Annotated in this window: 15 protein-coding genes, 5 pseudogenes and 1 other annotated feature; of the genes and pseudogenes, 9 read left to right on the forward strand and 11 right to left on the reverse strand. The window is 64.0% G+C overall.

The features are described from left to right. Window positions 1-1,251: an acetyl-CoA hydrolase/transferase family protein gene (locus JWS14_RS44170; protein ID WP_206016608.1), complete on the forward strand. Its 1,251-nt coding sequence runs from the start codon at window positions 1-3 to the stop codon at window positions 1,249-1,251. A gap of 80 nt (window positions 1,252-1,331) precedes the next feature. Here the strand turns inward: JWS14_RS44170 and JWS14_RS44175 are convergent, their stop codons facing one another. Next, window positions 1,332-2,087 (reverse strand): IclR family transcriptional regulator, encoded by a 756-nt coding sequence (locus JWS14_RS44175; RefSeq protein WP_206016609.1) that lies wholly within the window; start codon window positions 2,085-2,087, stop codon window positions 1,332-1,334. Between the two features lie 294 nt (window positions 2,088-2,381). Further along, window positions 2,382-3,713, reverse strand: a complete 1,332-nt coding sequence (locus tag JWS14_RS44180; RefSeq protein ID WP_206016610.1) for an MFS transporter — start codon at window positions 3,711-3,713, stop codon at window positions 2,382-2,384. Window positions 3,714-4,508: 795 nt separating this feature from the next. Here JWS14_RS44180 and JWS14_RS44185 point away from each other — a divergent pair. Then, the gene (locus tag JWS14_RS44185) at window positions 4,509-7,808 is read left to right on the forward strand and encodes a protein kinase domain-containing protein (RefSeq protein WP_206016611.1); all 3,300 of its coding nucleotides are present in this window, start codon (window positions 4,509-4,511) and stop codon (window positions 7,806-7,808) included. Between the two features lie 635 nt (window positions 7,809-8,443). On the opposite strand, the gene JWS14_RS44190 is transcribed toward JWS14_RS44185, so the two are convergent. Together JWS14_RS44190 and JWS14_RS44195 are read right to left on the reverse strand one after the other, a co-directional pair. Then, window positions 8,444-8,986 carry a nuclear transport factor 2 family protein gene (locus JWS14_RS44190; protein WP_241031794.1) on the reverse strand — a complete coding sequence of 181 codons (543 nt, stop codon included), beginning with the start codon at window positions 8,984-8,986 and terminating at the stop codon, window positions 8,444-8,446. A 224-nt stretch (window positions 8,987-9,210) separates the two neighbouring features. Next, on the reverse strand, window positions 9,211-10,533 hold the full coding sequence (locus JWS14_RS44195; RefSeq protein WP_206016612.1) for an MFS transporter: 1,323 nt from the start codon (window positions 10,531-10,533) through the stop codon (window positions 9,211-9,213). Between the two features lie 913 nt (window positions 10,534-11,446). Between JWS14_RS44195 and JWS14_RS44200 the strand changes: the two genes are divergently transcribed. The 4 genes from JWS14_RS44200 to JWS14_RS44215 all read left to right on the forward strand — a co-directional run bounded on the left by JWS14_RS44200 (window position 11,447) and on the right by JWS14_RS44215 (window position 17,025). Next, the gene (locus JWS14_RS44200) at window positions 11,447-12,229 is read left to right on the forward strand and encodes an SDR family NAD(P)-dependent oxidoreductase (RefSeq protein WP_206016613.1); all 783 of its coding nucleotides are present in this window, start codon (window positions 11,447-11,449) and stop codon (window positions 12,227-12,229) included. 464 nt (window positions 12,230-12,693) lie between these two features. Further along, window positions 12,694-13,839, forward strand: coding sequence for a citrate synthase 2 (locus JWS14_RS44205; RefSeq protein WP_206016614.1), 1,146 nt, complete (start codon window positions 12,694-12,696; stop codon window positions 13,837-13,839). A 557-nt stretch (window positions 13,840-14,396) separates the two neighbouring features. After that, complete coding sequence (locus tag JWS14_RS44210; RefSeq protein ID WP_206016615.1) at window positions 14,397-15,884, forward strand: aldehyde dehydrogenase family protein; 1,488 nt, start codon at window positions 14,397-14,399, stop codon at window positions 15,882-15,884. A gap of 16 nt (window positions 15,885-15,900) precedes the next feature. Further along, a complete protein-coding gene (locus JWS14_RS44215; RefSeq protein WP_241031795.1) occupies window positions 15,901-17,025 on the forward strand; it encodes an alcohol dehydrogenase catalytic domain-containing protein in 1,125 nt (374 codons plus the stop codon). 98 nt (window positions 17,026-17,123) lie between these two features. Here the strand turns inward: JWS14_RS44215 and JWS14_RS44220 are convergent. Further along, a pseudogene (locus JWS14_RS44220) lies at window positions 17,124-17,447 on the reverse strand (transposase); the annotation flags it as partial. A gap of 541 nt (window positions 17,448-17,988) precedes the next feature. Here JWS14_RS44220 and JWS14_RS44225 point away from each other — a divergent pair. Beyond that, window positions 17,989-18,399: pseudogene (locus JWS14_RS44225) on the forward strand (GntR family transcriptional regulator); the annotation flags it as partial. Between the two features lie 380 nt (window positions 18,400-18,779). Here the strand turns inward: JWS14_RS44225 and rraA are convergent. Continuing rightward, window positions 18,780-19,271, reverse strand: a complete 492-nt coding sequence (gene rraA / locus JWS14_RS44230) for a ribonuclease E activity regulator RraA (protein ID WP_206016616.1) — start codon at window positions 19,269-19,271, stop codon at window positions 18,780-18,782. Window positions 19,272-19,592: 321 nt separating this feature from the next. After that, a complete protein-coding gene (locus JWS14_RS44235; RefSeq protein ID WP_206016617.1) occupies window positions 19,593-21,062 on the reverse strand; it encodes an MFS transporter in 1,470 nt (489 codons plus the stop codon). A 419-nt stretch (window positions 21,063-21,481) separates the two neighbouring features. Here JWS14_RS44235 and JWS14_RS44240 point away from each other — a divergent pair, with 419 nt between their 5' ends. Further along, complete coding sequence (locus tag JWS14_RS44240) at window positions 21,482-21,781, forward strand: MmyB family transcriptional regulator (protein WP_241031796.1); 300 nt, start codon at window positions 21,482-21,484, stop codon at window positions 21,779-21,781. Here the strand turns inward: JWS14_RS44240 and JWS14_RS44245 are convergent. The 3 genes and pseudogenes from JWS14_RS44245 to JWS14_RS44255 all read right to left on the reverse strand — a co-directional run. Next, window positions 21,662-21,913: a hypothetical protein gene (locus tag JWS14_RS44245; RefSeq protein ID WP_206016618.1), complete on the reverse strand. Its 252-nt coding sequence runs from the start codon at window positions 21,911-21,913 to the stop codon at window positions 21,662-21,664. The genes JWS14_RS44240 and JWS14_RS44245 overlap by 120 nt on opposite strands. Window positions 21,914-22,013: 100 nt before the next feature. Then, a complete protein-coding gene (locus JWS14_RS44250) occupies window positions 22,014-22,661 on the reverse strand; it encodes an EthD domain-containing protein (protein ID WP_206016619.1) in 648 nt (215 codons plus the stop codon). Window positions 22,662-23,178: 517 nt separating this feature from the next. Then, window positions 23,179-23,502, reverse strand: a pseudogene (locus tag JWS14_RS44255) (integrase core domain-containing protein); the annotation flags it as partial. Between the two features lie 65 nt (window positions 23,503-23,567). On the opposite strand from JWS14_RS44255, the pseudogene JWS14_RS44260 reads away from it, so the two are divergent. Next, window positions 23,568-24,984: pseudogene (locus tag JWS14_RS44260) on the forward strand (IS30 family transposase). Here the strand turns inward: JWS14_RS44260 and JWS14_RS44265 are convergent. Continuing rightward, a pseudogene (locus JWS14_RS44265) lies at window positions 24,881-25,947 on the reverse strand (IS3 family transposase). The pseudogenes JWS14_RS44260 and JWS14_RS44265 overlap by 104 nt on opposite strands. After that, window positions 25,544-25,675 (reverse strand) — a sequence feature (AL1L pseudoknot). It overlaps the preceding pseudogene by 132 nt. Window positions 25,948-26,196: the final 249 nt, after the last annotated feature.

The following is a 26,196-nucleotide window of genomic DNA, read 5'->3' on the forward strand; positions in this document are numbered from 1 at the left end:
ATGTTGGACTTGACGGGGCTGGTCCGCTCGGGAGACGGCATCTGGTGGGGTCAGGGCGGCGCCGAGCCGACTCCCCTCGTGGACGCGTTGATCGACGCCGCCGATCGGATCGGTCCCGTCACGGCCTTCTCGGGCGCGTCCTGGAATCCCCGCCTGAGGCGGGAGCTGCCCGATGCGCTGGCGATGACCTCCTACGGCGCCCTCGGCGAGCTGCGCCACCTTTCCCGCGGCGGCCGGCTCGTGGTGGTGCCCTGTCACTACTCCGCGCTGCCTCGCATGTTCGCCGCCGGCCGACTTCCTTGCGACGTCGGCATCGTCCAGGTTTCGCCGCCGGACGGGGAGGGACTGGTCACGTTGGGGGTCGGGGTCGACTACATGGCCGACGCTATCCCCCACACACGGACCCTCATCGGGGAGATCAACCATCGGATGCCGGCCACCACAGGCGGCCCTCGCTTGCCGTTGTCGGTGTTCGCTGCCGTGGTGGAAACGGATCGCCCCTTCCTCGAGGTTCAGGTCAGGGCTCCCGACGAGGTGGACCTGTCCATCGCCGGCCAGGTGGCATCGATCATCGACGACGGGGACACCCTGCAGATGGGGGTGGGGTCGTTGCCCCACGCGGTACTCGATGCGCTGGCGGGCCATCGCGATCTCGGATTCCACAGCGGCATCATCACCGACGGAGTGCTTGCCTTGATCGAGAAAGGCGTCGTCACGGGAGCCCGTAAGGAAATCGACCCGGGCATCGTCGTCACCGGCTCGGCCTTCGGCACCAACGACGGATACTGCCGAATTGCGGATCTGCCCATCGAGTTTCGCGCTACGTCCTACACGCATTCACCGGTGGTGTTGTCGCAGCTGCGCTCGTTCGTGTCCGTCAATTCGGCGATCGAAATCGATCTGTCCGGTCAGGTGGGTGCGGAGCTCGCACGCGGACGGTACATCGGAGCTGTGGGCGGCCAGGTGGATTTCAGCCGTGCCGCCGCGCTGACGGGTAGCCGATCGATCATCGCGTTGCGTTCCACGGTGCCCTCACGCACCGGTGGTACGACCTCGACGATCGTCCCCACTTTGTCAGGGCTCGTCACAACGGGGCGGGTTGACGTGGATGCGGTTGTCACCGAGCACGGTGTCGCCGTGCTCACCGGGTGCACTGATGCAGAACGTGCCCGGAAGCTGGTCCGGATCGCGGCGCCGGAGCACCGGGAGGCGCTCGAACGTAGCGCGAGAGACCCGCGCGGCACCGCGTAAGGAACGACCAGGTACAACGGCTCGTGCCGCCCGAAGATTCTCGGGCGGCACGTGGCCGTTGTACCTGGTCGAGTCGAGCCTTAGTCTCGGGCACCTGTGTTCGACAGAAGCTCTGCGGCTTCGAGGACGCTCTTCGATATTCGGTCGAGTTGTGCTTCCATCCTCGCGGCCGGTCCTGCCAGGCCGATGGCCATGGTGACTTCCTTGCCGTGCAGCAGGATCGGGCTCGCCACGCCGAAAAGATCCGGATTGCGTTCGCCCCGGTTGTAGCCGATGCGGGTGTCGTGCACGGTCGCCAGTTCTTCGGCGATCCGGTCCCATTCGGCTGGGTTATCGGTGATCCGTCGGAGGTAGGCGTCTCGGCGTCGCGGTTCCATGAAGGCGAGGAAGCATTTGCCGTAGCTCACCGGCCACAGTGGATTGCGCTGGTGCATCGGCGGTGATGCACGGATCGTCTGTGTCGGCTCGACGAGGTCGACGATGATGGCGGAGTTACCCACGAGAATCGAGAGGATGGCGGTTTCGTCGCACGCCTTCGAAAGTTGCTCCAGTGCATGATGGTACCCGACTGGGACCTGCTGTCCGCCGATGGCGAGCAACGTCGAGACCGCGGGTCCCTGCAGGTATCGACCCTCGTGCTCGCGGAGGTAACCGGTGGTGACCAGCCCCCTGGCGTATCCGTGGATTGACGATTTGGGTGCTCCAATGGCGTCTGACAGTTCGCCAAGACGGAGGCCTTCCGGTTCGCTGGCGATGATGACCTCCAGGATCGCCATCACTCGGCTGACCGTTCTGTGTTCGGCCCCGCGGGCCGGAGTGCTGTCCGTGCTGGACATTGCCTCTTCCACCTCTTCGTCGGTTCGTCTGCACATCTTTGCAGGGTTTCGGCGGGCCAACGCACGACACTCACGCAAGGTCGGACCGTCCCGGCAGGGGTGAACCCCGCTCCCAGTGTACGGAATCTCGAATCAGCATACGTTGGTGTGAAGGTTTCGGATACGTCGACGCGGGGGGGAAGCCGGGTCGCACCTCGGCTCCGCCCCCGCCACGCGGCGACAGAATGGTTGCCGCCGTGTGAAACTGCTGGCTTCGTCGCCCCGGGCCGATTCGACCCGGGGCGCGGGACTACTTCACACGGTCTGTCGCGCCGGGGTTGACTCCGAATCGGATCCGTCGTCTCCGCGGTTCTTGATCTCGGTGTAGGCAGCAAGGTCGAGGTGGCGTCCGTCGCGGGTCCGTGTCACCGCGATCGTCGAGACCACCAGGATGGTCAGCGCGAATCCGGCGACGAGTCCGGTGCCACCGAGCGCTCCCAGCCCCGCGGCGACGAACGCCGAGGGCGAGGCGAAGATCAGGTTCGAGATGGAATGCGACAGAGCCGCACCCGAGAAACGCACCTCAGTGGGGAACTGTTCGGCAAACAGGGCCGGCTGTGTACCGGCCATAGCCTGGATGGATGTGAGCACCAACGCCATGCTGGCACCGGTAATGAAGATGTGCTCGGGCCCCGAGAACGGGAAGAACACCGCAATGCCCGTGATGCACCCGAGCATGCCGGCGACCATCACCGGCTTACGCCCGATTCGATCGGAAAGCAAGCCACCACTGAGGCAGCCCACGATCGACACCCCATTGGCGATCATCAGCAGCAGGAAGCCGCTGTCGCGGGACATGCCGGTGTTGTTCGTCAGATGACTGAGCCCGTAGACCGCGACGAGGTAGAAGGACAGTGCGGGACCGCCCCAGACCAGGATGAGCGTGGTGACGGTACGCGGATGCGACCACAGCACGGCCAGTCCCTTGCCGCCTGCGCTGGGCGCCGCAGCCCGGTTCTCCTCCTCGGCGACGAACGCCGGGGTTTCCTCGAGCTTGAGGCGGATGAAGATGGCGACGAACACCATCAGAATGCTCGACAGGAACGGAATCCGCCAACCCCACGACTCGAACTGTTGCGTGGTGAGCGAAGTGCTCAGTGCGGCGAGCGCCAGGTTGGCGAGCACCTGACTGAGGGGCGAGCCGACGGTAATCACCGATCCGAGGAGGCCACGTCGGCTCTGGTCACCATGTTCCATCGTCATCAACTGGTTGCCCACCAGCTCACCACCAAGGGAGACGCCTTGGATGAAGCGCAAGCCAACGAGAATCGCAGCCACACCGATGCCCTGCCCGGACGGCAGTAGTCCGATCGCCACGGACGCGAGTCCCATCATCACGAGCGTGGTCAGCAGCACCGGCTTTCGCCCGAAACGGTCTCCGAAATAGCCGAAGATCAGAGCGCCCAGTGGCCGGGCAGCGAAACCGACACCGAACGTCGCGAACGACGCGAGCACGCTTCCGGTCGGCCCCAGGTCGCTGAAGAAAAGCTGTGGGAAGAGCGTAGCGGAAAGTGCGCCATACAATGCGAAGTCGAAATACTCGAGGGCAGAACCCAGTGCGCCGCTCGTGACGGCGCGTATCTCCATTTTTTTCGAGTACGTACCCGAATTGGGAGGACCAGACGATTCGGAACCGACCGCGTCGTGGGACGTCATAAGAACACTCCATTCGATTTCTGTTGCATGTGATCCGGTTCTTTCACCCGCTGCCCGGTGACTGCGTCTCGTCCAACCGGAGCGTCAAAGCGCGGAACGCCCCCACGGAGTTCCTCTATGCCGAACCTCACACGGAAGACTGCGTGTGTTCGAGATCATGCATGTACATACAGTATTGCGAACGGCAGGAGGTGTCAACGTTCTTCCGAAACTTCCTAGGGGACGCCACAGGCGGTCATGAAAGGGCCCGGTAGTGGCCGTGAAGCTGACCGCTGAAGGATAGTTTCAGCCCACTGATGGACACGGACCTGCCCGCCCTGGCCGGGTCGCGGTCAGGTTCGGTATACCTCGGCCGGTGTCGGTCGTCCCTCGGATTCGACCAGGTGCGCGCCGCTGCGCCGGCGGGGCCGTCGGAGTGACACCCATCGCCGCTTGGATCCGGTTTGTATGGAATTAATCCGGTCGCCGATCCCGAGCGGTGGCTCAGGACCTGGCGTCGAGCTCAAGACTTCGGCGGGCGGTGGTCGCCGGGTCGTCGGATTAGCCGGACCAATCGGACCTTCCCGTTCAGTCATGTCGGTCGGCTTGTATCTCAGATTCATGGCACCCGTCAGCGATATCCTTGAGATCGGGCATCGAGAGTGGATGCAGGGTTGTTTGCGCTGGTCGTGCCGTTGGGTCCAGCACGCGAGACCATGAGCAGGCGGCAGTGAGTAGACCAACGTGATGGGTGAAGGTGATCCGCGCGACACGCAGCGGTATCCGCCCTCCTCGGCCGCGGAGCTGGCGGGCACCGGCTTCGACGCTGCCGAGGAGATCGGCCGCGGCGGTTACGGCGTGGTCTACCGGTGCACCCAGGCGGACCTGGATCGCACGGTGGCGGTGAAGGTCCTCACCGTCAATCTCGACGAGGAGAACCGGGCCCGGTTCTTCCGGGAGCAGCGGGCGATGGGCCGGCTGACCGGGCACCCGAACATCGTCAATATTCTGCAGGTCGGTGCCACCGACAGCGGCCGTCCGTTCATCGTGATGCCGTATCACCCGCAGGATTCCCTGGATGCCCGGATCCGCCGCGACGGTCCGTTGCCGTTGGATCAGGCACTACGGCTCGGGGTGAAGATGGCGGGTGCGGTGGAGTCGGCGCACCGGCTCGGGATCCTGCACCGGGACGTCAAACCGGCGAACATTCTGCTCACCGATTACGGCGAGCCGGAGTTGGCCGATTTCGGGATCGCGCACATCGCCGGCGGCTTCGAGACCGCCACCGGTGCCGTCACCGGGTCGCCGGCCTTCACGGCGCCGGAGGTGCTCGCGGGTGATTCACCGAGCCCGGCGGCCGATGTCTACGGGCTCGGCGCCACCCTGTTCAGTGCCCTCACCGGTCATGCCGCGTTCGAACGCCGCAGCGGTGAGCAGGTAGTCGCGCAGTTCCTGCGGATCACCACGCAACCGGTCCCCGACCTGACCGAGCAGGGGATCCCCGACGATGTGTCCGCGGTGATCGCACGGGCGATGTCCCGGACACCGGGTCAGCGCCCGGCCACCGCTGCCGACTTCGGAGACGAACTGCGCAGCCTGCAACGCCACCACGGCTTCCCGGTCGACGAGATGGCCCTGCGCGCCGAACCGGGTGCGCAGGGGAACGACGTTCCACCGACGTCGCACGGCGGACGACGGTCACCGGCGCCCTCGACGCTCGGCACGACGGGCAGTCTCCCTTTGGAGATGACCAGTTTCGTCGGCCGCCGGCACGAGCTCACGGAGGCGAAGAACCTGCTGACCGGCTCCCGGCTCGTGACATTGACGGGGATCGGGGGTGTCGGGAAGACCCGGCTGGCGATGCGGGTCGCGTCGGCTGTGCAGCGCGGGTACGACGACGGTGTGCGGCTCGTCGAGTTGGGTGAACTGCGCGGCGGGTCGTTGCTGGTCGATGCGGTGGCTGCTGCCGTGGGGTTGCGGGATCATTCGGCGAGGCCGCTGCGGGAGGTCCTGATCGAGTTCCTCGCACCGCGGGAACTACTTCTGGTCCTCGACAACTGCGAGCACGTGGTCGACGCGGTCGCCGAACTCGCCGGCCTCCTGCTGCGGGCGTGTCCGCGGGTGCGGATTCTGGCCACCAGCCGTGAACCCCTCGGTATCGGTGGGGAGGCGGTGCTGCGGGTTCCGCCGCTGGCTCTCCCCGATCCCGAGCGGAAGCCGTCGCTGCGAGGGTTGCCCAAATACGATGCGGTGTCGTTGTTCGCCGAACGCGGCGCCGCCGCCGTTCCCGGCTTCGTGCTCACCGAAACCAATGCGGGGACGGTGGCCGGGATCTGCCACCGGCTCGACGGGTTGCCGTTGCCGATCGAATTGGCGGCGGCCCGGTTGCGGGCGATGTCGCCCGAGCAGATCCTGGGGCGGCTGACCGACCGCTACTCCCTGCTGACCCGCGGCGACCGGGGCGCGCCGACGCGGCAACAGACGCTGCGGTTGAGTATCGACTGGAGCTTCGAGTTGTGCACCGCCCGTGAACAGCTGGTGTGGGGTCGGCTGGCGGTGTTCGCGGGGACCTTCGAACTCGATGCGGCGGAGCAGGTCTGCGGGGCCGACCTGGATCCGGACGAGCTGCTCGACACGGTGACATCCTTGGTGGAGAAGTCGATCCTGATCCGAGAGGAGCACGGGTCGGTGGTGCGGTTCCGGATGCTCGAGACCCTCCGCGAATACGGCTACGAGAAACTCGAGCAGACCGGTGAGGGCATCGCATTGCGCCGCCGGCACTTGGACTGGTGCGAAGCGTTGGCGCTGGCCGCGGACGCCGAGTGGATCAGTGCCCGCCAGCTCGACTGGATCGCCCGTCTGAAGCGGGAACAACCGAATCTGCGGGAAGCCCTCGAATTCAGCGTCGACGACGACCCCGCCGCAGGACTACGCACCGCGGCCACACTGTTCCTGTTCTGGGGCTCCCAGGGCCTCTACAACGAGGGGCGGCGTTGGCTCGACCAACTCCTCGCCCACCAGAGCGGCCCGCCCACCCTCGACTGGGTCAAGGCACTCCAACGCGCCGGCATGATGGCCAATGTGCAGGGTGACCGCCTGGCCGGAGCCGCACTCGTCGCGAAGGGGCATGAGCTCACCGCGCAGACCAGCGATCCCATGATCCGCGCCCTCGTCTCGTTTGCCGACGGCATGCTGGCCCTCTACAGCGGTGATCATAAGCACGCGTCCTCTCACCTCGAAACCGCCGTAGCCGAGTTCAGCACCCACGGTGACCGAACGCTCGAAGTGGCCGCCTTGTACCCGTTGGGGTTAGCGTATGGGCTGCGCGGCTCGACTGACCAGGCTGTCGAATGCCTCGAGCGTGTCCTCGCGATCACGAAAAAGTATGGCGAGAAGATGTACCAATCGCTCTCGCTGTGGGCGTTGGGCATTGCAGTGTGGCAGCAGGGTGATACAGATCGTTCGGTGCAATTTCTCGGACAATCACTGGAGCTGATCAGGAAAGTGCACAGCCCGCGCATCGCCACAGCCTGCATCGAGGCGCTGGCCTGGATCAGCTTCGAACAACACGACGCACTCCGGGCAGCAGTTCTGCTGGGGACCGCTGAAGGGCTGGCGCGGTCGGTGGGAAGCACCGTGGTTATCTATTCCGATCTGATTGTCTACCACCAGGAATGCGAAGAGAAGTCCCGGCAAAAACTCGGGGACAAAGCATTCGGAGTGGCCCACCGCAGGGGTGAACAGCTCGGTTTCGACGCGGCAATCGCCTACGCCCTCCACGAGGAACCGCCCAGCACCTCCACGCCCGACGTCGACGCGTCACCGCGACTGACGAAGAGGGAACGCCAAGTCGCCGACCTGATCGCTGAGGGCCTGACCAATCAGGCCATCGCGCAGCGCCTCGTGATCTCCCCACGGACAGCACAAGGGCACGTGGAGCACATCCTGGACAAACTGGGTTTCACCTCCCGGACGCAGGTCGCGGCCTGGGTCGTGGAGCGGACGGACGTTGAGGACGGACACACCCGCTCAAATTCAACGCAGTAGTCCGCAACGAGCGCGACCACCCGCCGATCCACCGGCACCCCAGATTCTCGGGGTCGGTGGATCGGCGTAGTCCTCGACGATCGAACTGGTATCCACCTCGGATTGTCCGCGGACCAGCACCCGGGGTGCGACGAACACGCGGAGGGTGCGGCGATCCTCGTCGCGAACCCGTTCCTTCCGCGGACGTAAGTGGTCCGGTCTCCTCCGTTCCGGAACATCCTTGGTATTTACGTTCCCCGTAGGCTCTGCGGCCACTGGGACAGTGGCGATCTCCAAGCGAGGGCAAGAGCAGCGCGCCGATAAACGACGAAGTGATCACACTCCTCACGACACTGACTCCGCAAAAGCGCGCGGCCGCGAGACTGGTCGCGGGGACCTCGGAAGAGACAATGAGTTCGCTGACGAATTGTTCGTGTCCGTGAAGATTGTGCAGTGCCATCTGACCGGCATTCGCTCGCGCAAACGAAGAAGCAGCGACCGGAATCACGTGCATGGCGTTGTAACGCTACAACGCCATGCGCCCGCACCCACTACCACGAACACATCACCGCGACCACCGACGCATCACCCGAGCGCTTGACACTCACGGCCCCTCATATGGTCTGAATGAACGGGCCATCAAAACGCTGACGGGGCTACGCGCCCTGGCCCGCCAGCCCTGCACTCAGGGGGAGAGCCGAACTCGAATGGCCCTCAAGGAGTTTGAGCGCCTTAAAAATCCGGTCATCCTGTCCGCGAGCACCCTGTGCGACGTGCCCTGGCGGGAGGGAAAGATTGTTAACCTCTGATCGGATCCAGTCGCGAATGGCCCAACGCTCCGAGATCGCCCACCGGCCGTCGCGCCGCTCCATGTAGTCGATGTAACGCACGCCAGAGGTGTAGTTGGCCTCATCTTGGGGAGAGTGGCCGACGTGGACGACCATGGCGTAGGTCTCCGAGACGGCACGGTCTCCATCGACCTTCGCAAGGTGGTTGCCGACGAAGTGCATTGTGCTGCGGTACTTGGCCAGCTCAGTCTCCACCCAGACAAGGAACTCGTTGATCTTGCCGGTAAAGGAACTGTGGTGATCGAGAGCATCCGGATGGTAGGCCGAGCGGACTAGGTCGAGGTCGAGGCGATCGACGCCGCGGCAGTACCCGAGAACTACCTCGTGGATGGCTTGCTTGTCATTGGTCACGATGCCTCCTGAGTTGTGGGACCAAGACGATCAGCGATCATCACCGCGCTGATCGTTTCGTAATACAGTATGGGAATTCAGTATGGCGAACAGCCGTTCTGGGTCGTCAAACCATTGAGCCGGCTTCCGGCCGAAACATGCAGAACCAGTGCGCGCTCTCGTTTGTCTTGTTTTCCCAAGCGTTGCGTTTGCTGAATGCACGCCCGCGTCCAATCGTCGAGTGGTCAGCGGTAGAGGTGGGCGTCGGTGGTTGTGTTCCGAACGGCGCCCAGAACGATTGCGATGCCGAGGATCCCACTTCCAGTGAGGATGTAGGCGGGCGCGAGGTTGTTTCCGGTGACGTCGATCAGCCAGGTGGCAACGAACGGACTTAGGCCACCCCCCAGCACCGCACCGACGCTGTGCCCAAAGGCGACACCGGTGTGGCGAACCTGCACCGGAAACATTTCTGGCAACATCGTTAGAGTTCCTGCTGAGCACAGTGCGTAGGGAACCATGCCGATTACGAGACCGATAACTGCGAGTGTCACTGAATGCTGCCCCATGAGCAGGAACGAGGGAATGGTGACGACCGCGTACACGATGTAGGAGATAGTCAGAAGTTTTTTCGCTCCGACGCGACATCCAAGCAGTCCGGCGGCTGGGATGAACATCGCCGCCGCCACGACGGCGAGCAGTACGATGGTCGCGGCCTGCCCTTTGGAGAATCCGAGGATATTGCTGAAATAGACCGCCACGAACACGGTACCGAGGTAGACGCCGGTGTTCTGAACGACGGCGATCACCACAACCTTGGCCAGCGGTGCCCGGTGGTGCGCCAGCAGCAATTTAAAGGGCCGTGTTGTGGTCGTGTTGTCAGCCTTCGATGCGGTGTACTCCGGGCTGTCCTCGATGGACAGCCGCATATATAGGCAGAGAATCCCGAGCGGAACTGCGAGCAGGAAAGGAATCCGCCATCCCCACGCCTCCATCGCCTCTGACGGGAGAAAAGAAGCTGACAACGCAGCTATCCCGGCCGCCGCACCCTTTCCAAGCACACCGAGGCTAGGGACCAACGAGATGTACAAGGGTCGCCGGTGCGGTTCCGCCCATTCGCGGATATAACTGACCGCCCCGCCGATTTCCCCCCCGGAGGAAAAGCCCTGCAGCATGCGGAACACCACGAGCAGGATGGGTGCCGCCACACCTATCTGCGCATACCCGGGAAGCATCCCGGTCAGGGCGGCGGCCACGCTCATCAGACCGATGCTCGCCATCAGGCTCGCGCGGCGACCCACACGATCACCTAACCACCCGAAGCAGAGTGCACCAAGTGGGCGAACAGCAAACGCGGAGCCGAACACCAGCAGTGTGTTCAGCAGTCCGATCATCGGGTCGTCACTGGGGAAGAAGACCACCGCCAGCGTGGCCGCCACGTAGCCGTACACACTGAAGTCGTAATATTCGATGAGCGTTCCGAAAGCCGCTACTGCGGTTGCTCTCTTCGCCTTTCGCTGCTGCTCGCTTGTAGACAACGGTGTGACCGAGTCGGTTGTCGTTGGGGTCACATCTGCTCCTATGTGGAAATCTGCTGTCGTTTGTCTCGGATCGAACTGGTTTCGCTAGGTTGCTGGTCATTACGAGTTCGCGACGAGTTGCCGACTGACGGCGATCGGTTCGTCCGACGAGCGATACACCGTGGGGGCGGGATACGTAAACATCGGTCAGTCTTCCTCCCGACTGGCCCGGCTACCCGGTAGCCCCGCGAGGCGTCCATATACCGTGCGCCGGTCGAGAAAAGTTCACCCAGAAATGCCATGAGGCATACTGCCCGACAATCCCCGCCGTCCCTTCGGATCTGGTCAAAGGATGCCCGCCGTCGCCCTGAACTGGGGAAGATGCAGCACGCTGACGGCTACGAGGCGTAGATAATAGATCGAAGTCGTGCCACTCTACCCGCGAGCCGACGAATGCCGAGATGAGCATGCGACACGCCGCACCTGGTCCCGCTATCACGTGGACCCTCTGGCCGTACACCAAGACTGTCGGGTGCAGTCATACCGACCCCGTTCTTATATTCGTTTGTGCATTCGACATTGCGTACCGTAGTGGTGTGACGGTCGGCACGTCAAGGTTTCGTTTGCGCCCAGGAGTTCGCCTTGTAGAGATGGGTCCATGGTGCGACAAGTGGCCGAGATCGAAGGGTTGAGCGAAAAATTACGGATCGACGCACAACGAGATTCTTTCGGGAGCCCCACCACAGGTGCCAGATTTCTCGTAACCCGCGAGCGCCGACCCCCCGTCGGCGAAACCGAAGAGCGCGTGTCCATTCCCGGAACTCACACAACCGGCGCAGGACCTGCCCAAACTCCTCTTGTTCGAGTATCGAGACTGGTATACGGTATTTCGAATTAGTGAAGTCTTCCTCGGGTCGCATTCAAGCCCAGGCTCTCGTTTTCGATCACTGACTTAAGGAGCATCATGTCCAGCAGCCCCTCACCCGACTTCTCCACTGGCACAGCCTTGGTCATTGGGGGTAGCGGGGGTATCGGCCGAGTGATCTGCCGGCGCCTGGCCGAGGCAGGCAGCGATGTCGTGCTGACCTATCGGCGCAATGAGGCGACGGCCGAAGAGGTCGCAGCGCAGATCCGTTCCCTGAAGCGCCGGACGGCAGTGGAGGCGTTGAACACCGAGGACGAGGCGGAGACGAAGAAGTGTGTAGATCAGGTCGCCAATGAGTTCGGTGGCCTGCACACACTCGTATATGCGTCGGGTCCAGACCTGCCGATGATGCACATCAGCCGGACTCCGCCGCAACAGTTCCGTGACTACCTGTTGCAGGATGCCGCGGGCTTCTTCAATCTAGTCCACGCGGCGATTCCGCATCTGCGTGCTTCGCAAGGTTCGATCGTCGCCCTGCATACGGCAGGGCTCCGGCGGTACCCGGCCAAGGACATCCTCTCGGTCGCGCCGAAGGCGGCCGTCGAGGCCATCATTCGTGGGGTCGCTCGCGAGGAAGGCCGATACGGCGTGCGCGCCAACGGAGTGGGCATCGGCGGCGTCGAGGCCGGGATGCATTGGCGGCTCAGGGAATCCGGACACTACAACGCGGCGGCGCTGGAGATCCTGCAACGCAATCGCGCCCTTCCGTACGCCGGTCGAGCCGAGGACGTCGCTGAGGCGGTCCTGTATCTAGCATCCAGCAGCGCCGCTCGCTACGTCACGGGACAGACGATCAACACCGACGGCGGCTACGCACTCTGATTCACGACCGCAGGTTGCGGGCCAGCCGAGCTCAATCTTGCTGCAACAGTTCGGTGCACTGATCGATCAAGTTCTACTCGAACATCCCTTTGTCGCATGCCGGGGTGATGACACCACCTCGTTCCCACCAGCGTGGGACCCTCGACGGTGTCATCAAGCGCATCGACCTCGCCTTCTGAGGCCTGGGAGGGTGGTTGCCGGCAGGACTGCGATCAGAGCGTCGGCGGTCATCGACAGCCACTAGGACAGTTCTCCGTTCGAGCTGGATCGTCGCATTACGGCGTCACCGACCGGAAGGCGGGCGCAGCAGGCCGCATCCTGGTGCGTGGTGATTCCGCCTACGGCACGCGTTGAACATCCCGCGCTACCTGCGATCGAAGGTCGACTTCGCGGCGGTGATGGCCAAGAACACCGCAGTCCAGCTGAATAACCCCCGACACCACAACATTCGAGGAACCATAGGTATGACTACTGCAGAGCTCACCGACCGCACAGGGGTACCAGCTGACTTCGTCACCGGTCTGGAAGGCGTGGTCGCGTTCACCAGCGACATCGCCGAACCCGACAAGGACGGCGGCGCCCTGCGCTACCGCGGCGTCGACATCGAGGAACTCGTCGAGGGGCACGTCACCTTCGGCAACGTGTGGGCCCTGCTCGTCGACGGCCGCTTCGGCCCCGGACTACCCCCGGCCGAACCGTTCCCCCTGCCCGTGCACACCGGCGACGTCCGCGTCGACGTCCAGGCCGGCCTCGCCATGCTCGCCCCCATCTGGGGATACCAACCCCTCCTCGACATCGACGACGACACCGCCCGCGAACAACTCGCCCGCGCCTCCGTCATGGCCCTGTCCTACGTCGCCCAGTCCGCCCGCGGCATCTACCATCCCGCCATCCCCCAGAAACGCATCGACGAAGCCACAACCGTCACCGAACGGTTCATGGTCCGCTGGAAAGGCGACCCCGACCCCGCCCACGTCGCCGCCATCGACGCCTACTGGGTCTCCGCCGCCGAACACGGCATGAACGCCTCCACCTTCACCGCCCGCGTCATCGCCTCCACCGGCGCCGACGTCGCCGCCTCCCTGTCCGGGGCGATCGGCGCGATGTCCGGCCCCCTGCACGGCGGCGCCCCCGCCCGCGTCCTGCCGATGATCGAGGACACCGAAAAGTCCGGCGACGCCCGCGCCCTGGTCAAGAGCATCCTCGACCGCAAGGAAAAGCTGATGGGCTTCGGGCACCGCGTCTACCGCGCCGAAGACCCCCGCGCCCGGGTGCTCCGCGCCACCGCGAAACGCCTGAACGCCCCCCGCTACGAGGCCGCCGCCGCACTCGAACAGGCCGCCCTCGCCGAACTGCGCGAACGCCGCCCCGACCGGGCCATCGAAACCAACGTCGAATTCTGGGCCGCGGTCATCCTCGACTTCGCCGAGGTCCCCGCGCACATGATGCCCGCGATGTTCACCTGCGGCCGCACCGCCGGCTGGTGCGCCCACATCCTCGAACAAAAACGCCTCGGCAAACTCGTCCGCCCCGCCGCCATCTACACCGGACCCGCACCCCGCACCCCCGAATCCGTCGAGGGCTGGGACCAGATCCCCCACACCAACTGACCATTCGACATCCTCGTCCGAGAATGCATGTGAAGACGTCCGCGATCCGGCCACCTGGACTCCGCGGGTGTCAGCGGCGCAGGCAAGCACGTCCGGCCCTGGCCGCGTACGTGTTGTGCTCATCGACGACGACGCAGGGATCCCACCGCTGACCGACTTCGAATCCTCGCGGGCGCCCGTAGCGGGCATGACCAGGTGAGAGCCATCGGCCCACAGCAGCTGGGTCTACCTGAACTATGACCAAACATGCTGTTGGCCAACCTTTCAAGGTCCACCGGAGATGCGGACCCATATTCCGCGTTCGGCATTCGGAATGCATGTACGTTAAAGTGAACACTTCATTGCGTCAACGGTTACATCGGCGGGTTGACCGTTGCCCCTCCCACTTGTAGGTTGTTCTAGATACCGTACGCATATTCGTAATATGGTACGTCCGTGATGGTGTATCAGCGGATTCGATTGGTGCGCATTCCGTGTCCCAAACGCTACGCCGAGTGCTCAACCACCGGTCGTCGGCTCCTGGTCACCGATCCGCAGAAGAGACGGAAGGGGATCAAATGGCCGACACGGCAGGGCTTATTCGGTTGGGATACATCGGCGGGGACGGCGTTGTCGTCCCCAGCTACGGTGAGTGGATCACCGTAGTGAACCCCGCGACCGGTGAGACCATCGCACAGGTGCACGAAATTTCGGCCCCCGACCTGGACACCGTGATCGAGCAGGCTCATGATGCATTCGTCTCGATCTGGCGCTCGACCTCACCCGACGAGCGGGGCAGGCTGATCGGCCGCTGGGCGGACCGCATCGAGACCCACCGCGACGAATTGGCCGATCTCGAGGTGGCTGATGTCGGACACCTGCGGAGCGAGGTGCTCGGTGACATCGACTCGTCCGTTCGCACGTTGCGTTACTTCGCCGGGATGGCTGACAAGATCGAAGGGACGACCTACGCGCAGGTGCCAGGCCGGCTCGCCTACGGTTTGGACGAACCGTTCGGCGTGGTCGCGGGCATCAGCCCCTACAACGGGAACGCGAACTTTGTCACGATGAAGTCTGCCCCGGCGCTGGTTGCCGGCAACTGTATCGTGCACAAGGCGCCGGAGATCACGCCCTTACTGCCCTACCGGATGGTCGAGTTGGCACTCGAGGCCGGAATCCCGCGGGGTGTCATCAGCATGGTCAGCGGTCGGGGCGCAGTAGTGGGCCCGATGCTCGGCGAGCACCCCGGGATCGGGATGATCGCCTTCACCGGCAGCCCCGGCGCGGGCCGGGCAGTCATCGGTGCCTCGGCCCGCAACATCGTCCCGGTCGTTCTGGAACTGGGCGGCAAGAGCCCGTCGATTCTTCTCCCGGACGCAAACCTCGAGGCGGCGATTCCGTCGGTCCTGCATTCGAACTTCGTCAAGAGTGGCCAGAGCTGTGTTGCAGGATCGCGAATTCTCGTGCACGAGAGCATGTACGATCAGGTCTGCGCCGAGCTCGCGAGCCGAGCGAAGGACATTCGCGTTGGGCTCCCGACGCTTCCGTCGTCCCAGATGGGCACGCTCATCAGCCGGGAACATCGTGCACGGGTCGACAAGCTGGTGCGTGAGGGGGTTGCAGCAGGCGCCACGTGCCTCGCGGGTGGCGCTCCTGCTGACGACGGGGACCTTGCCAGCGGGGCGTTTTATCAGCCGACGGTCCTGGCAGACGTTGCCGATGACAATCCGGTTGCGACGACCGAGGCGTTCGGTCCCGTCGCGAGTGTGCTGGCCTATCGAGATCTCGACGATGCACTTGCGCGGGCGAACAACACCGATTTTGGGCTCAGTGCGCAGATCTGGGGCAACGACGCGGCTGCGATCCAATACCTGGTCGGCAACCTCACTGCTGGGACTGTCTGGATCAACACCTACCGGGCCTTCCATCCGTCCGTGCCCTTCGGAGGAATGAAGCAGAGCGGCATTGGTCTCGAGAACGGGTTCGCCTCGGTCTCTATGTATACGCAACGCAAGTCTGTCGTCTGGAACCTGAGTACGGACCATACGACTCCCTACGACAACTGACTAAAGGAGATTTTCGATGATGAAGGTACAAGCGTCGGTGCTGCTCGAGCAGGAGCGGGATTGGGAGACCGTCACGCTCGAACTGCAACCTCCGCAAGAAATGGAGGTGCTGATCCGGGTCCAGTACGCGGGGTTGTGCCGGTCCGACGAGCATCGGCGCCACGGTGGCGCCGGAGGCGGGGGCGTCTACCCGCTGATCGGTGGCCACGAGGGCTCGGGTGTCGTCGAGGAGGTGGGACCTGGAGTGACCCGACTCAAGCCTGGAGACCAGGTCGTTCTGTCGCCGGTCCCGCAGTGCGGCCTCTGCAAGTACTGCTTGTCCGGCCGCTCGCGGATGTGCGAACTCCAGATGAATGTGGCGACCGGGATGCTGCCGGATGGAACCTACCGCAACTATCTCGACGGTCGTCCCGTCGGTGGCTTCTGCATCCTGGGTACTTTCGCCGACCACATCGTGGTACCCCAAAACTCGTGTATCAAGATCCCCGACTGGTTCCCGCTCCACGCCGCCGCCCTCCTGAGTTGCGGGGTGCCGACCGGGTGGGGTTCCGCCGAGTACGTGGGACAGATCAGCGGGGGTGACACCGTGATGGTGATCGGCGCTGGCGGGATCGGCATCAACGCCGTCCAAGCCGCGGCATTCCTCGGCGCGGGCCAGGTGATCGTGGTGGATCCGGTGCCGTTCAAGCGTGAGTTCTCCATGACAGTGGGAGCCACGCACACTGCGGCGACCATCGAAGAGGGCGCCCAACTGGCTCGAGACCTGTCCCATGGAACGGGCGCCGACGTCACCATTGTGACAGTCGGTGTGATGACGCCGGAGGTGTCGGCCGGTGCGCTCGAGGCAACCGGCAAGGGGGGGCGTCTGGTCCTGACCGCCACCGCAGACGTCGCGTACGACGTCAATGTACAGATCGCCGGCAACCGGCTCAGTCTCTACGACATCTCGCTACTGGGAAACCTGTACGGCAAGTGCCATCCTCATTACGACATCCCGCGCCTGGCACGGCTGTACGACCAAGGGCATCTCAAGCTCGACGAGCTGATCACGCAGCGTTACGGTGTCGATCAAGTGGCGCAGGGCTACGCAGATGTGCTTGACGGCAAGGTCGTTCGCGCAGTATTGGAGCACGCTCACTAGCTTCTTCGACTCGAGGCGACTCCGTGAACAGCTGTCGGCCACTTCGCGCCAGTGAGGACGGGTTGGGGCAGACTCCTCCCATAAGCGCATTCGCGCTGCACGGCGCTGATCTTGATCAGGTGAGCCAGAACCCCGTGGCCGACCCAGATCTTGGCGCCTTCAATGTGTCGATGTGGGTGCGGTCCCAGCCGTATCAGCGTTTGAGGGCGCTGATTCTGTCTTCGACTCCGCTGTGCCACTTAATTGTTCGCCGGAATGCTGGCCGGTGTTCCACGGCTCGCCGGCCAGCTGAGGGTTTGCCCTTGCGAGGGATCACCACGCCCTGCACGCCGGGGTCGCGGAGGGCGTCCTCAACAGCTTTCTCGTCGTACCGCGGTCGGCGGTGACCATGCGGGTGGGCGTCCGGCGCGTGTGCGGACCAGTTCCTCGGGCAGCTCGCCACGCCGATTCTTCTCGAACTGTGCGTCCTCTGCGGTGTCGACACGGTCGGCCTCGGCCAGCGGCGCCGAGACCTCGTCGGCGACAGCCTTCTCCTCCTCCGACATGCGCGCGTAGCCCATCGCCTTGCGTTTGGAGGCGTTCGCACGCACCTTCGTCCCGTCGACGCCACCCGACCCAGCCGGACCAAGCCCCTGACCAGCCCCACGGCCTGGGCGAACAGGTGACCGAGTGCGGACAGGTGCCGTTTGCGGAACGGGGCGATCGTCTGATAGCCGGGGGCCGCCCCCGCGGCGAGCCACCGGAAGGGCATTGACGAGACGGCGGTCTCCGTCAATGGCCCACTGTTACAATATCTTCCGCGCCCACGTGCGGAGGCACTTTGCCCGAACGCACGAGCAAGGCATGCACCCGACATCAGGTCAGATCACCCAATAGCCGCTTGCCGCTGCGAATCTGGTCGAAGCCGCGTTCTGCCCCCTCACGACACTGCGGTTCCGCGAGTCCGGGAAGGTGCGACCGACGATGCCCTGGCCAGATCAAGACGACAGCAACTTCCGGAGGAAGTTGCCTCGTACGTATGCGAGATGTCATTTCGGCGAAGTCCGGGCGGGCGATTTCCTCCGCATCGAGCGAATCGCCGAAGCCGTGGACGTCAGCACGACGCCCGTCCGAGAGGGACTCCTTGCACTCCGGAGCGAAGGCTTTGTGGAGACGGTTTCCCGACGCGGCTTCGTCGTGGCTCCATTCACGAAGCAAGACGTGCGCGACCTCTTCTGGGCTCAGCCGCAATTGGCCGCACGGGCCGCGAAGAACGTCACTCGCCAGCAGATCGTCGAACTCGAGGAAGTCCTTCAACAACACCAGGACACCATCGCTCAGGGCGACACAGAACGTATCGCCTCCCTCGGCCACGCGTTTCACCGCATGATTAACCTGACCGCGGACTCTCCGCGTCTCGCCCGCCTACTGGGCTCCGTCGTCACGACTTCCGAACCGCTTCTACCACCATCGAGGGCCATGTGTCCGCAACACAGGTGGATCATCCCCTCCCGCTCGAGGCTTTGCGCAAGCACGCAGGAAAGAAGGCCAAGAGCCTCATGGAAGCGGACATGATCACCTGATCGAAGAAGCGAGCAACGCGGGCTGTGAGATACCGAGGACGAGACGAACGTGAGCTGATACACGCAGCCGTGCCCGCCCCCAACCCCATGGACCTCTGCCCCATCCGGGCCGAGGTACTTTTTAGTTCGCTGCCCGTTACAACTCATAGCCCCGAGCAGAGCTCGTTGTCGCGAGCCCGGCTCTCGATTCTTTTAATGTGCAGTCGGCCGGGGCACGAGGACCACCCCGTCCTCGTCGCACACAACACGGGCACCCGGAATGAACACGGTGCCCCCGAAAGCGACTGGGACATCGAGCTGATTACCCTTGCCTTCCTTGCCGCTCTTGCGGGGGTTCGTCCCAAGCGCCTTCACTCCGATATTGATCACGGCCAACGCAGCCGCATCGCGGATGGCACCGTTGACGATGAAACCCTCCCAGCCGTTCCGTGCTGCCGTGGCTGCCGCCTTGTCCCCAAGCATGGCGCAGTGGAGCGAGCCGTCCCCATCAATCACGATCACCCGGCCGTGCCCAGGCTCGCTGACCAAAGTTTTCAGTAGCGCGTTGTCTTCGTGCCCCCGAAAGGTAGCGAGAGTGCCTTGGAATCGCGTGCGCGCGCCATATTGACGGAACTGAGTGGTACATATGCTAAGCGATTCGCCGTGCTCGTCATAGAGATCAGCGGTCGTCTCGAACTCAGGCATTCAAGTCTCCATTCGTGTGAACACGCGGAACGATCCGACAGTTGTGCCGGTTGTGCAGATCGGTCGGGGCACGGCGGCCGCGAGCAACTTCGCGCGTTTTCTATCCACAACTCGGATGTGTCCCTTCGGGACACATCCGCGCCAATGATCTTAGATCATCGGTGTGAACCGACTAATGTTGGTGCACTTACACTTTCGTTCCGAACACCCAAGTTCGACGATTCGCATGGTCATCGGCAGCGATTCCCTTTCATCCCACCGTAAGTGATCTCCTGCGGAGGGCTTCCGGGAACGGCAACCCACGCTTGTCTACCGTCTCGACTACAGTGGCGGCCGGCGTCGGCGCCGTGTGTGAAATGGGGTTGCAGTCGAGCTCCTGGACCCGCTGTTCCCGGGGTTCACGGTGGGTTTTCCCGGAGTCATCAGGCGGTTCACGAGGAGGGCGGCGAACACGACTGCGCAACCGAAAGCTCCGAGCGCGAGGGCTAGCTTGATTCCCGCCTCTGTCGGGTGCAGGTCCGGAGCAAGATGCGCGGCGAGAACCGCACCCGAGACCGCACTGCCGAAGGAGCCCCCCACCGTGCGCAGGACCTGGTTGAAACTCACGGCGCTGCCGAGTTCGGTGTCGGCAACACTGCGGGCGATCAGCGCCGGCATCGCCGCGTACGTCATACCCATCCCGATCCCGAACCCGAACATTCCGGCCAGAATCTCCCACAATTCGTTATGGGCCCACCACAGCAGCACACTCGAGGCCGTCACCAGGCCGGCGCCGAAAAGGAGCAACGTTCTCATCCGGACCCACCGGGCGACGACACGCACGAGCCGGTTCGCACCGAAACTACCGATCGACAGGGGAAGCATCACGAACCCTCCCCAAAACAGCGGCAATGCGATGCCGTACCCCGTCGAAGTCGGAGACTGAGCGATGAGGCTACCGATGGACAGTCCCACGTACATGGCAGCGCCAAGCCCGATCGCGGTGCCATTGGCCACGAGCACATCACCGTTGCGCAGGACGCGTAGGTCGATCAGCGCGTGTGGTGTGCGAAGTTCGACGAGGGACCACACGGCGAGAACAACTCCTGCAGTGCCGAAGAACCCGATCGTCCACAGACTGGTCCAACCCCAGCGTGAGCCTTCACTCACGGCGACGAGCAATGCCGTAAGTCCCACACCGATCAAGAGCGCCCCCGGCACGTCGAAGCGTCGGCGCGGTGCCCGCTCGTCCGGGCCCCCGGGAACGACCCGCCAGACCACCAAGGCCGTCGTCGTCAAGAACAAAGCCGCGAACCAGAAGGCGAACCGGAAGCCGAACAGATCGGCGAGGATCCCGGTCAGCGGGTAACCGACGCCGAGTCCCGTCGTCACGGTTACCGACAGACTCGAGATGCCGAACTGAATCTCTTTCTCGGCCAGGTAGCGACGCGCCAGGGCGATGGTCACCGGAACGATCCCGTAGCTCAATCCCTGCAGTGCGCGCCCGATCAGGAACACCGTGAAGTTGGGGGCCGCCGCGGCCACGACCGATCCGAGGAGGATCGTCAGCAGCGAGCAGAGCAGCAACCGCTTCTTGTGAGGACCGTCGCTGAGTCGGCCCATGATCGGCGTTGCGATCGCCCCGACGAGAAGGTTGATGGTGAGCATCCACTGCGCCGCGCTCACGTCCACGTCCAACTCGTCCGAGATGGTCGGCACGAGCAACATGCCCAGCGAACTGACGACCGCGCTCGTCAAAGCCGCATAAATAAGGACGCCAAGTAGATTCGAGCGTGTCGTCGTTTCAGGCAAATCGGTGCCTCTTCCATCAGTTCGTGCAGGACGTGGACGGCGGAGGCCAAGCTTTCCTGTCCTTTGCCCCCGCTCGTCACCGAACTTCGTTGCGGCGATGTGGGCCAGAATTTCGGCGAGCCCTGGCGGTACCGATCGACGGTCAGCGCCCTGAAGTGAAACGTGGTTCGAACCTGAGCAGAAGAACCTCCGGTTGATCGTGGGCCTTCGACAAGCCACACACACCAACCGGAGATCCTGTCCGTTTCAAGCCGGCACCGCGACCCACGTCCTGGCCGAGTACATCGAGGTGCCCTTGCAGCGCCCTGTTCGGCAGTCGACTACTTCCGCAAACCCTCTTCGGTGCGGTCGCCGGCGGTTGAAGACAGACTCAAACCCGATGCCGACTCGTCTCTGGCGAGCTCCTGGTCGTCCGTGTCGTGGAACGAGATCAAGTCGACATCGGACCGGTCGGTGGTCGCAAGAACAGCGCCGATCGAAATAGCGATGATACCCAAAGTCACCCACACCGCACGGGCGAGAAAGTCTTCCACCACCCCGAAGTCGGCGACCTCGACGTAACTTACTTCGTACTCGAAATTCACGGCGAACCCGGGCTGTCAGTCATCACCTATAGCGCCGTCGATAATAGCCCCACTGCGGAAAAGTTCACGCTTCTCGCACGCTGGGCCGCCAGCGAAGAATTCACAACCCAACCCGGTCGCAATCGCGCCATCTGAGATCTGAGTCGAGATCACCTTCGACGTGTTCGCCATGCCTGGCGAACCTCTTTTCCCATCCGTCGAAGTCAAATTCGTCGCGACATCAGTGACACTAAAGGGCTTCTCCCTCGGGAAGTCGATGTCCGGCACCGCGGTTCTCCCAGGTTCGGGTCGGTCTGCGCACTGAGCTCCGCAACCTTCGAAGCTCTCGCCGCTTCTCCCGGGACACGGAAGAAGGTTCATTCCTAGTTCACTGTGGTCCGCTGCCCTTGAGAACGACCTCTCGCGCGATGACTGTGAGCGACCGCGTTGGGTCGGCGACCGTAGCCAACCGCTGGGTCGCCTGCTTCCATGCCTCCGACACGAGCAATTTCTCCGCCGCCATAAGGTCGGCTACCCACACGGTGAGCACCCCGTCGTAGTCAAGCTCGGGTTGTGTGGAGGTCGAAATCGCCACGCCGAGACCCGGCAGTCCCGTACCGCTCGTCCGCAGGGCCTCCGCCATTGCCTGCTCTGACACGTTGTCTGGACGAACGAGGATCCGAACCACCCGGTAGGGTCCCTCGCCCTGTCCTGTCAGCACCTCTCGGGAGCCCCCGAATCGCTGCAGCCCAGTCGAGCCGAAGATCTCACGATTGTCGGCGGAGAGGTGGTCTGGCGGAGGCTGCTTTGCCTCCTGATTCTCGAAGAAGAACTCGCCTAGGCCGTCGAACCCCGTCACAACCTCGGGGAAGCCCGGCAGCCCGTCGTGCAGTACATCGTTCTGGACGTAGCACTGCACCGGCTCGAAGAACTCTGGAGCCGCCGCGGCGATGACGGCGTGCCGGCGCCAACGGTCCACGAACTGCTGGGCGGAGAACGCAGGATTCCGAGCGGCCAGATAGAAATAGTGGTACATACCTTCACCTCATGTGTATATCGGGCTTGCACCCGCGCGAACGACGGTCGATTGAGCTGGGCGCAGTAGACAACGGGACATTGACGGGATTGAACATGGGGCGCGGCGCGAGCTACCCGGAAGTGCCGTGCCGCAAAGTTGATCGGGCGCAACCAAACCCACAGCGAAGCTGATACTTCCGGAGTTACAGCATCGCACGATAGTCACCGGCTAGAAGGTTGACTCCCGTGTCGAGTGAATCACCCATCGCGTCGGGACGATAACCATGGAAGAGGTCGAGAATCCGCCCTATCGGGCCGACCTATTGGCTGCAATATTGGCTCCCACACTCCTACACACTCGCATCTCATGGAGTCTCCGTCAATGTCGAGGGGTGTAAGCGCTGGGCCCCTCGGCGGCCCAGTGCGCAAGCCCGGTCCCGCCGTCAGGCGGGGCGAAACCCTGATTCTCGGACACGGGGACCCGGCCGCGGGCTCTGACGGCGATATGAACCATCCCGGGTCCGATGCACACACTGTTATTTGTGTGCGACCGGTTGATCGGCACGTTGTGCAGCGTAGTACCTGGCCTCGTACTCGGTGGGTGGGATCCGCCCAAGGCGGTGCATCAGCCGGTCGGTGTTGTACCAGTGCACCCACGCCGAGGTGGCCTCCTCGACGTCGCTGACGGTGCGTAGCGGCCCGATGCGGAACGGGGAGTCGTCGGCGATGCACTCGGCCTTGTAGAGCCCGACCGTCGTCTCGGCGAGGGCGTTGTCGAAGGCGTCGGCCACCGACCCGATCGACGGCACCAGTCCCTGCAGGAACAGGGTCTCCCCGAAGCGCAGAGCCGTATATTGGGCGGGCTCAACCGGTCGATGCAACACCTCGATCACGGAGGTGTGCAATGGGATACAGCAACAAGCAGATGTCTCAGGCGCAGGTGGGTGCCAGGCGGCAGTGGGCGGCGGACAGGGCATTGCGACCTCCGATGCGTTCACCGGGCCGGCCGGAGCCCTCTCGTGCGGTGCAGCGGGACTTCTGGCGGCGGATCGCATCGGGAGTGACGACGGTCGAGGCCGCGGAGGCCGTCGGCGTGTCATGGCCGGTCGGGTGCCGTTGGTTCCGTCACGCTGGTGGCATGCCGCCGATCGATCAGCCTGGACGAGCCCACGGGCCGCTACCTGTCGTTCGCCGAGCGTGAGGAGATCGCGCTGTTGCGCGCCCAGGATGTTGGCGTGCGCGAAATCGCCCGCAGGATCGGACGTGACCCGGGAACGATCTCACGCGAACTGCGCCGCAACGCGGCGACCCGGGGCGGCAAGCCGGTCTACCGGGCCCTGGTGGCGCAGTGGAAAGCGCAACAGGCCGCGAAGCGCCCGAAGACGGCGAAGCTCGTGGGCAACGACGGGTTGCGAAAGTACGTGCAGGAGCGGCTCTCCGGCAGCGTCCGCCGACCCGACGGCACGATCGTCCGTGGGCCTGAGACGCCCGCGTGGAAGGGGCTGAACAAGCCGCATCGGCAGGACAGGCCATGGGCGACGGCGTGGAGCCCGGAACAGATCTCGCACCGGCTCAGGATCGACTTCCCTGATGATGAGTCCATGCGCATCAGCCACGAGGTGATCTACCAATCGTTGTTCATCGAGGGCCGTGGCGCGCTCAAACGGGAGTTGGTCGCGTGCCTGCGCACCGGGCGGGCGCTGCGGGTTCCCCGAGCGCGGTCGCAGAACAAGCCGCAAGGGCATGTCACCGAGGACGTCGTGCTCAGCGAACGCCCCGCCGAAGCCGCCGATCGCGCCGTTCCGGGGCATTGGGAGGGGGATCTGATCATCGGGACCGGCCGGTCCGCAATTGGCACGCTCGTCGAGCGCAGCAGCCGATCCACGATCCTCGTGCACCTGCCTCGGCTGGAGGGCTGGGGCGACAAGCCACCCGTGAAGAACGGTCCTTCCCTCGGCGGCTACGGCGCCGTCGCGATGAACGCCGCGCTGACGACATCGATGACCACCCTCCCCGAGCAGCTCCGCAAGACCCTCACCTGGGACCGCGGGAAGGAACTCTCCGGTCATGCCCAGTTCGCTCTCGATACCGGCACGAGAGTGTTCTTCGCCGACCCGCACTCGCCCTGGCAACGACCGACGAACGAGAACACGAACGGCCTGTTGCGCCAGTACTTCCCGAAGGGCACCGATCTGTCCAGGTGGTCCGCCGAGGACCTCGAAGCCGTCGTCCTGGCGATCAATAACCGGCCCCGCAAGATGCACGACTGGCGAACCCCCGCCGAGGTCTTCGCCGACCAGCTACGCTCACTGCAACAGCCAGGTGTTGCGACGACCGATTGAATCCGCCTTGCGACCCCGTGTCGCTGTGGTGAATGGTGTTTCCGCGCAATGGGTTACCTTGCATCGTCCGCAAGGTGCAGGCCTGGTTCACCGCCCGCTGCACGAACGCGGTCTCCTTCGACGTCGACACCTCCCAACCGACGATCGTGCCGGCGAACGCATCGATGACGAACGCCGTGTACGCGAAGCCGGACACCATCCGGACGTACGTGAAGTCCGCGACATAGAGCGCGTCGGGCCGATCGACCCGGAAGTTCCGGTCGACCAGATCCGGCGGCCGCGGCGCCGACGGCTCCGGCACGGTGGTGCGGACCCTCTTCGCCCTGCTGGCACCGCGCCACCCGTTGACGCGCATGAGCCGTTCGACGGTGCAGCGGGCCACCTCGATGCCCTGACGGCGCAGGTGGGCCCACATCTTCAACGAGCCGTACAGCGACTCCGGCCTGCGTCGACCGTGCTCGTCCCGCTCGACGTAGTAGGAGGCCAGCACCGCGGTGATGGTGGCGTCCCACAATGCCCGTTTCGACAACGGCCGGCTGCGCCAGGCGTAGAAGGTTCTCGGGGCGATCGTGCACCCGTGCTCGGTGAGCACCCGGCAGATCGGTACGACCCCGAACTGATCGCGGTGTTCGGCGATGAACCGGCAGATCACTTGCGTGGCGGGTCGCACTCCCGCGCGAAGAAAGACGTTGCAGCCTTCAATATTTCGATGGTCTTCTCCAGCTCGGCGTTCTTCCGCCGCAAAGCCCGCAGTTCGGCCTCAGCCTCCGATGCCGACGCAGCCGGGGTGCCGCCACCCGCCGCCTCGGCCTTGCGGACCCACACCCGCACCGTCTCCGTCTTCAGGGACATCCGCTCGGCGATCGTACGGATCGCCTCGTACTCCGAGGCGTACTCGTCACGGTGTTCGAGGACCAGGCGCACGGCCTTCTCCCGCACCTCGGCTGGATAGACATTCGGCATAAGGATCACCTTCCCAAGAAAGAAGGTGTGCATCAAACTCGGGACGATTCAATATCACCTAAGTGACCAGGAGATACCAGCACCACCATTGGCAGTCCCTACGCATGGGGCCGGGTCGGCCTGCACGAATCGGCGGAAACGAGCCATCTTGCCGTCCGAGCGGTCGATCCCGTGACGGCCTCACGATGAACAATTCGTCGACGTCCTGGCAGGTGATGTTCAGGGCGTGCCGGCCGAGCACGTGTGATT

Origin of the sequence: Rhodococcus koreensis (assembly GCF_017068375.1) — a bacterium.
Lineage (GTDB): Bacteria > Actinomycetota > Actinomycetes > Mycobacteriales > Mycobacteriaceae > Rhodococcus_F > Rhodococcus_F koreensis.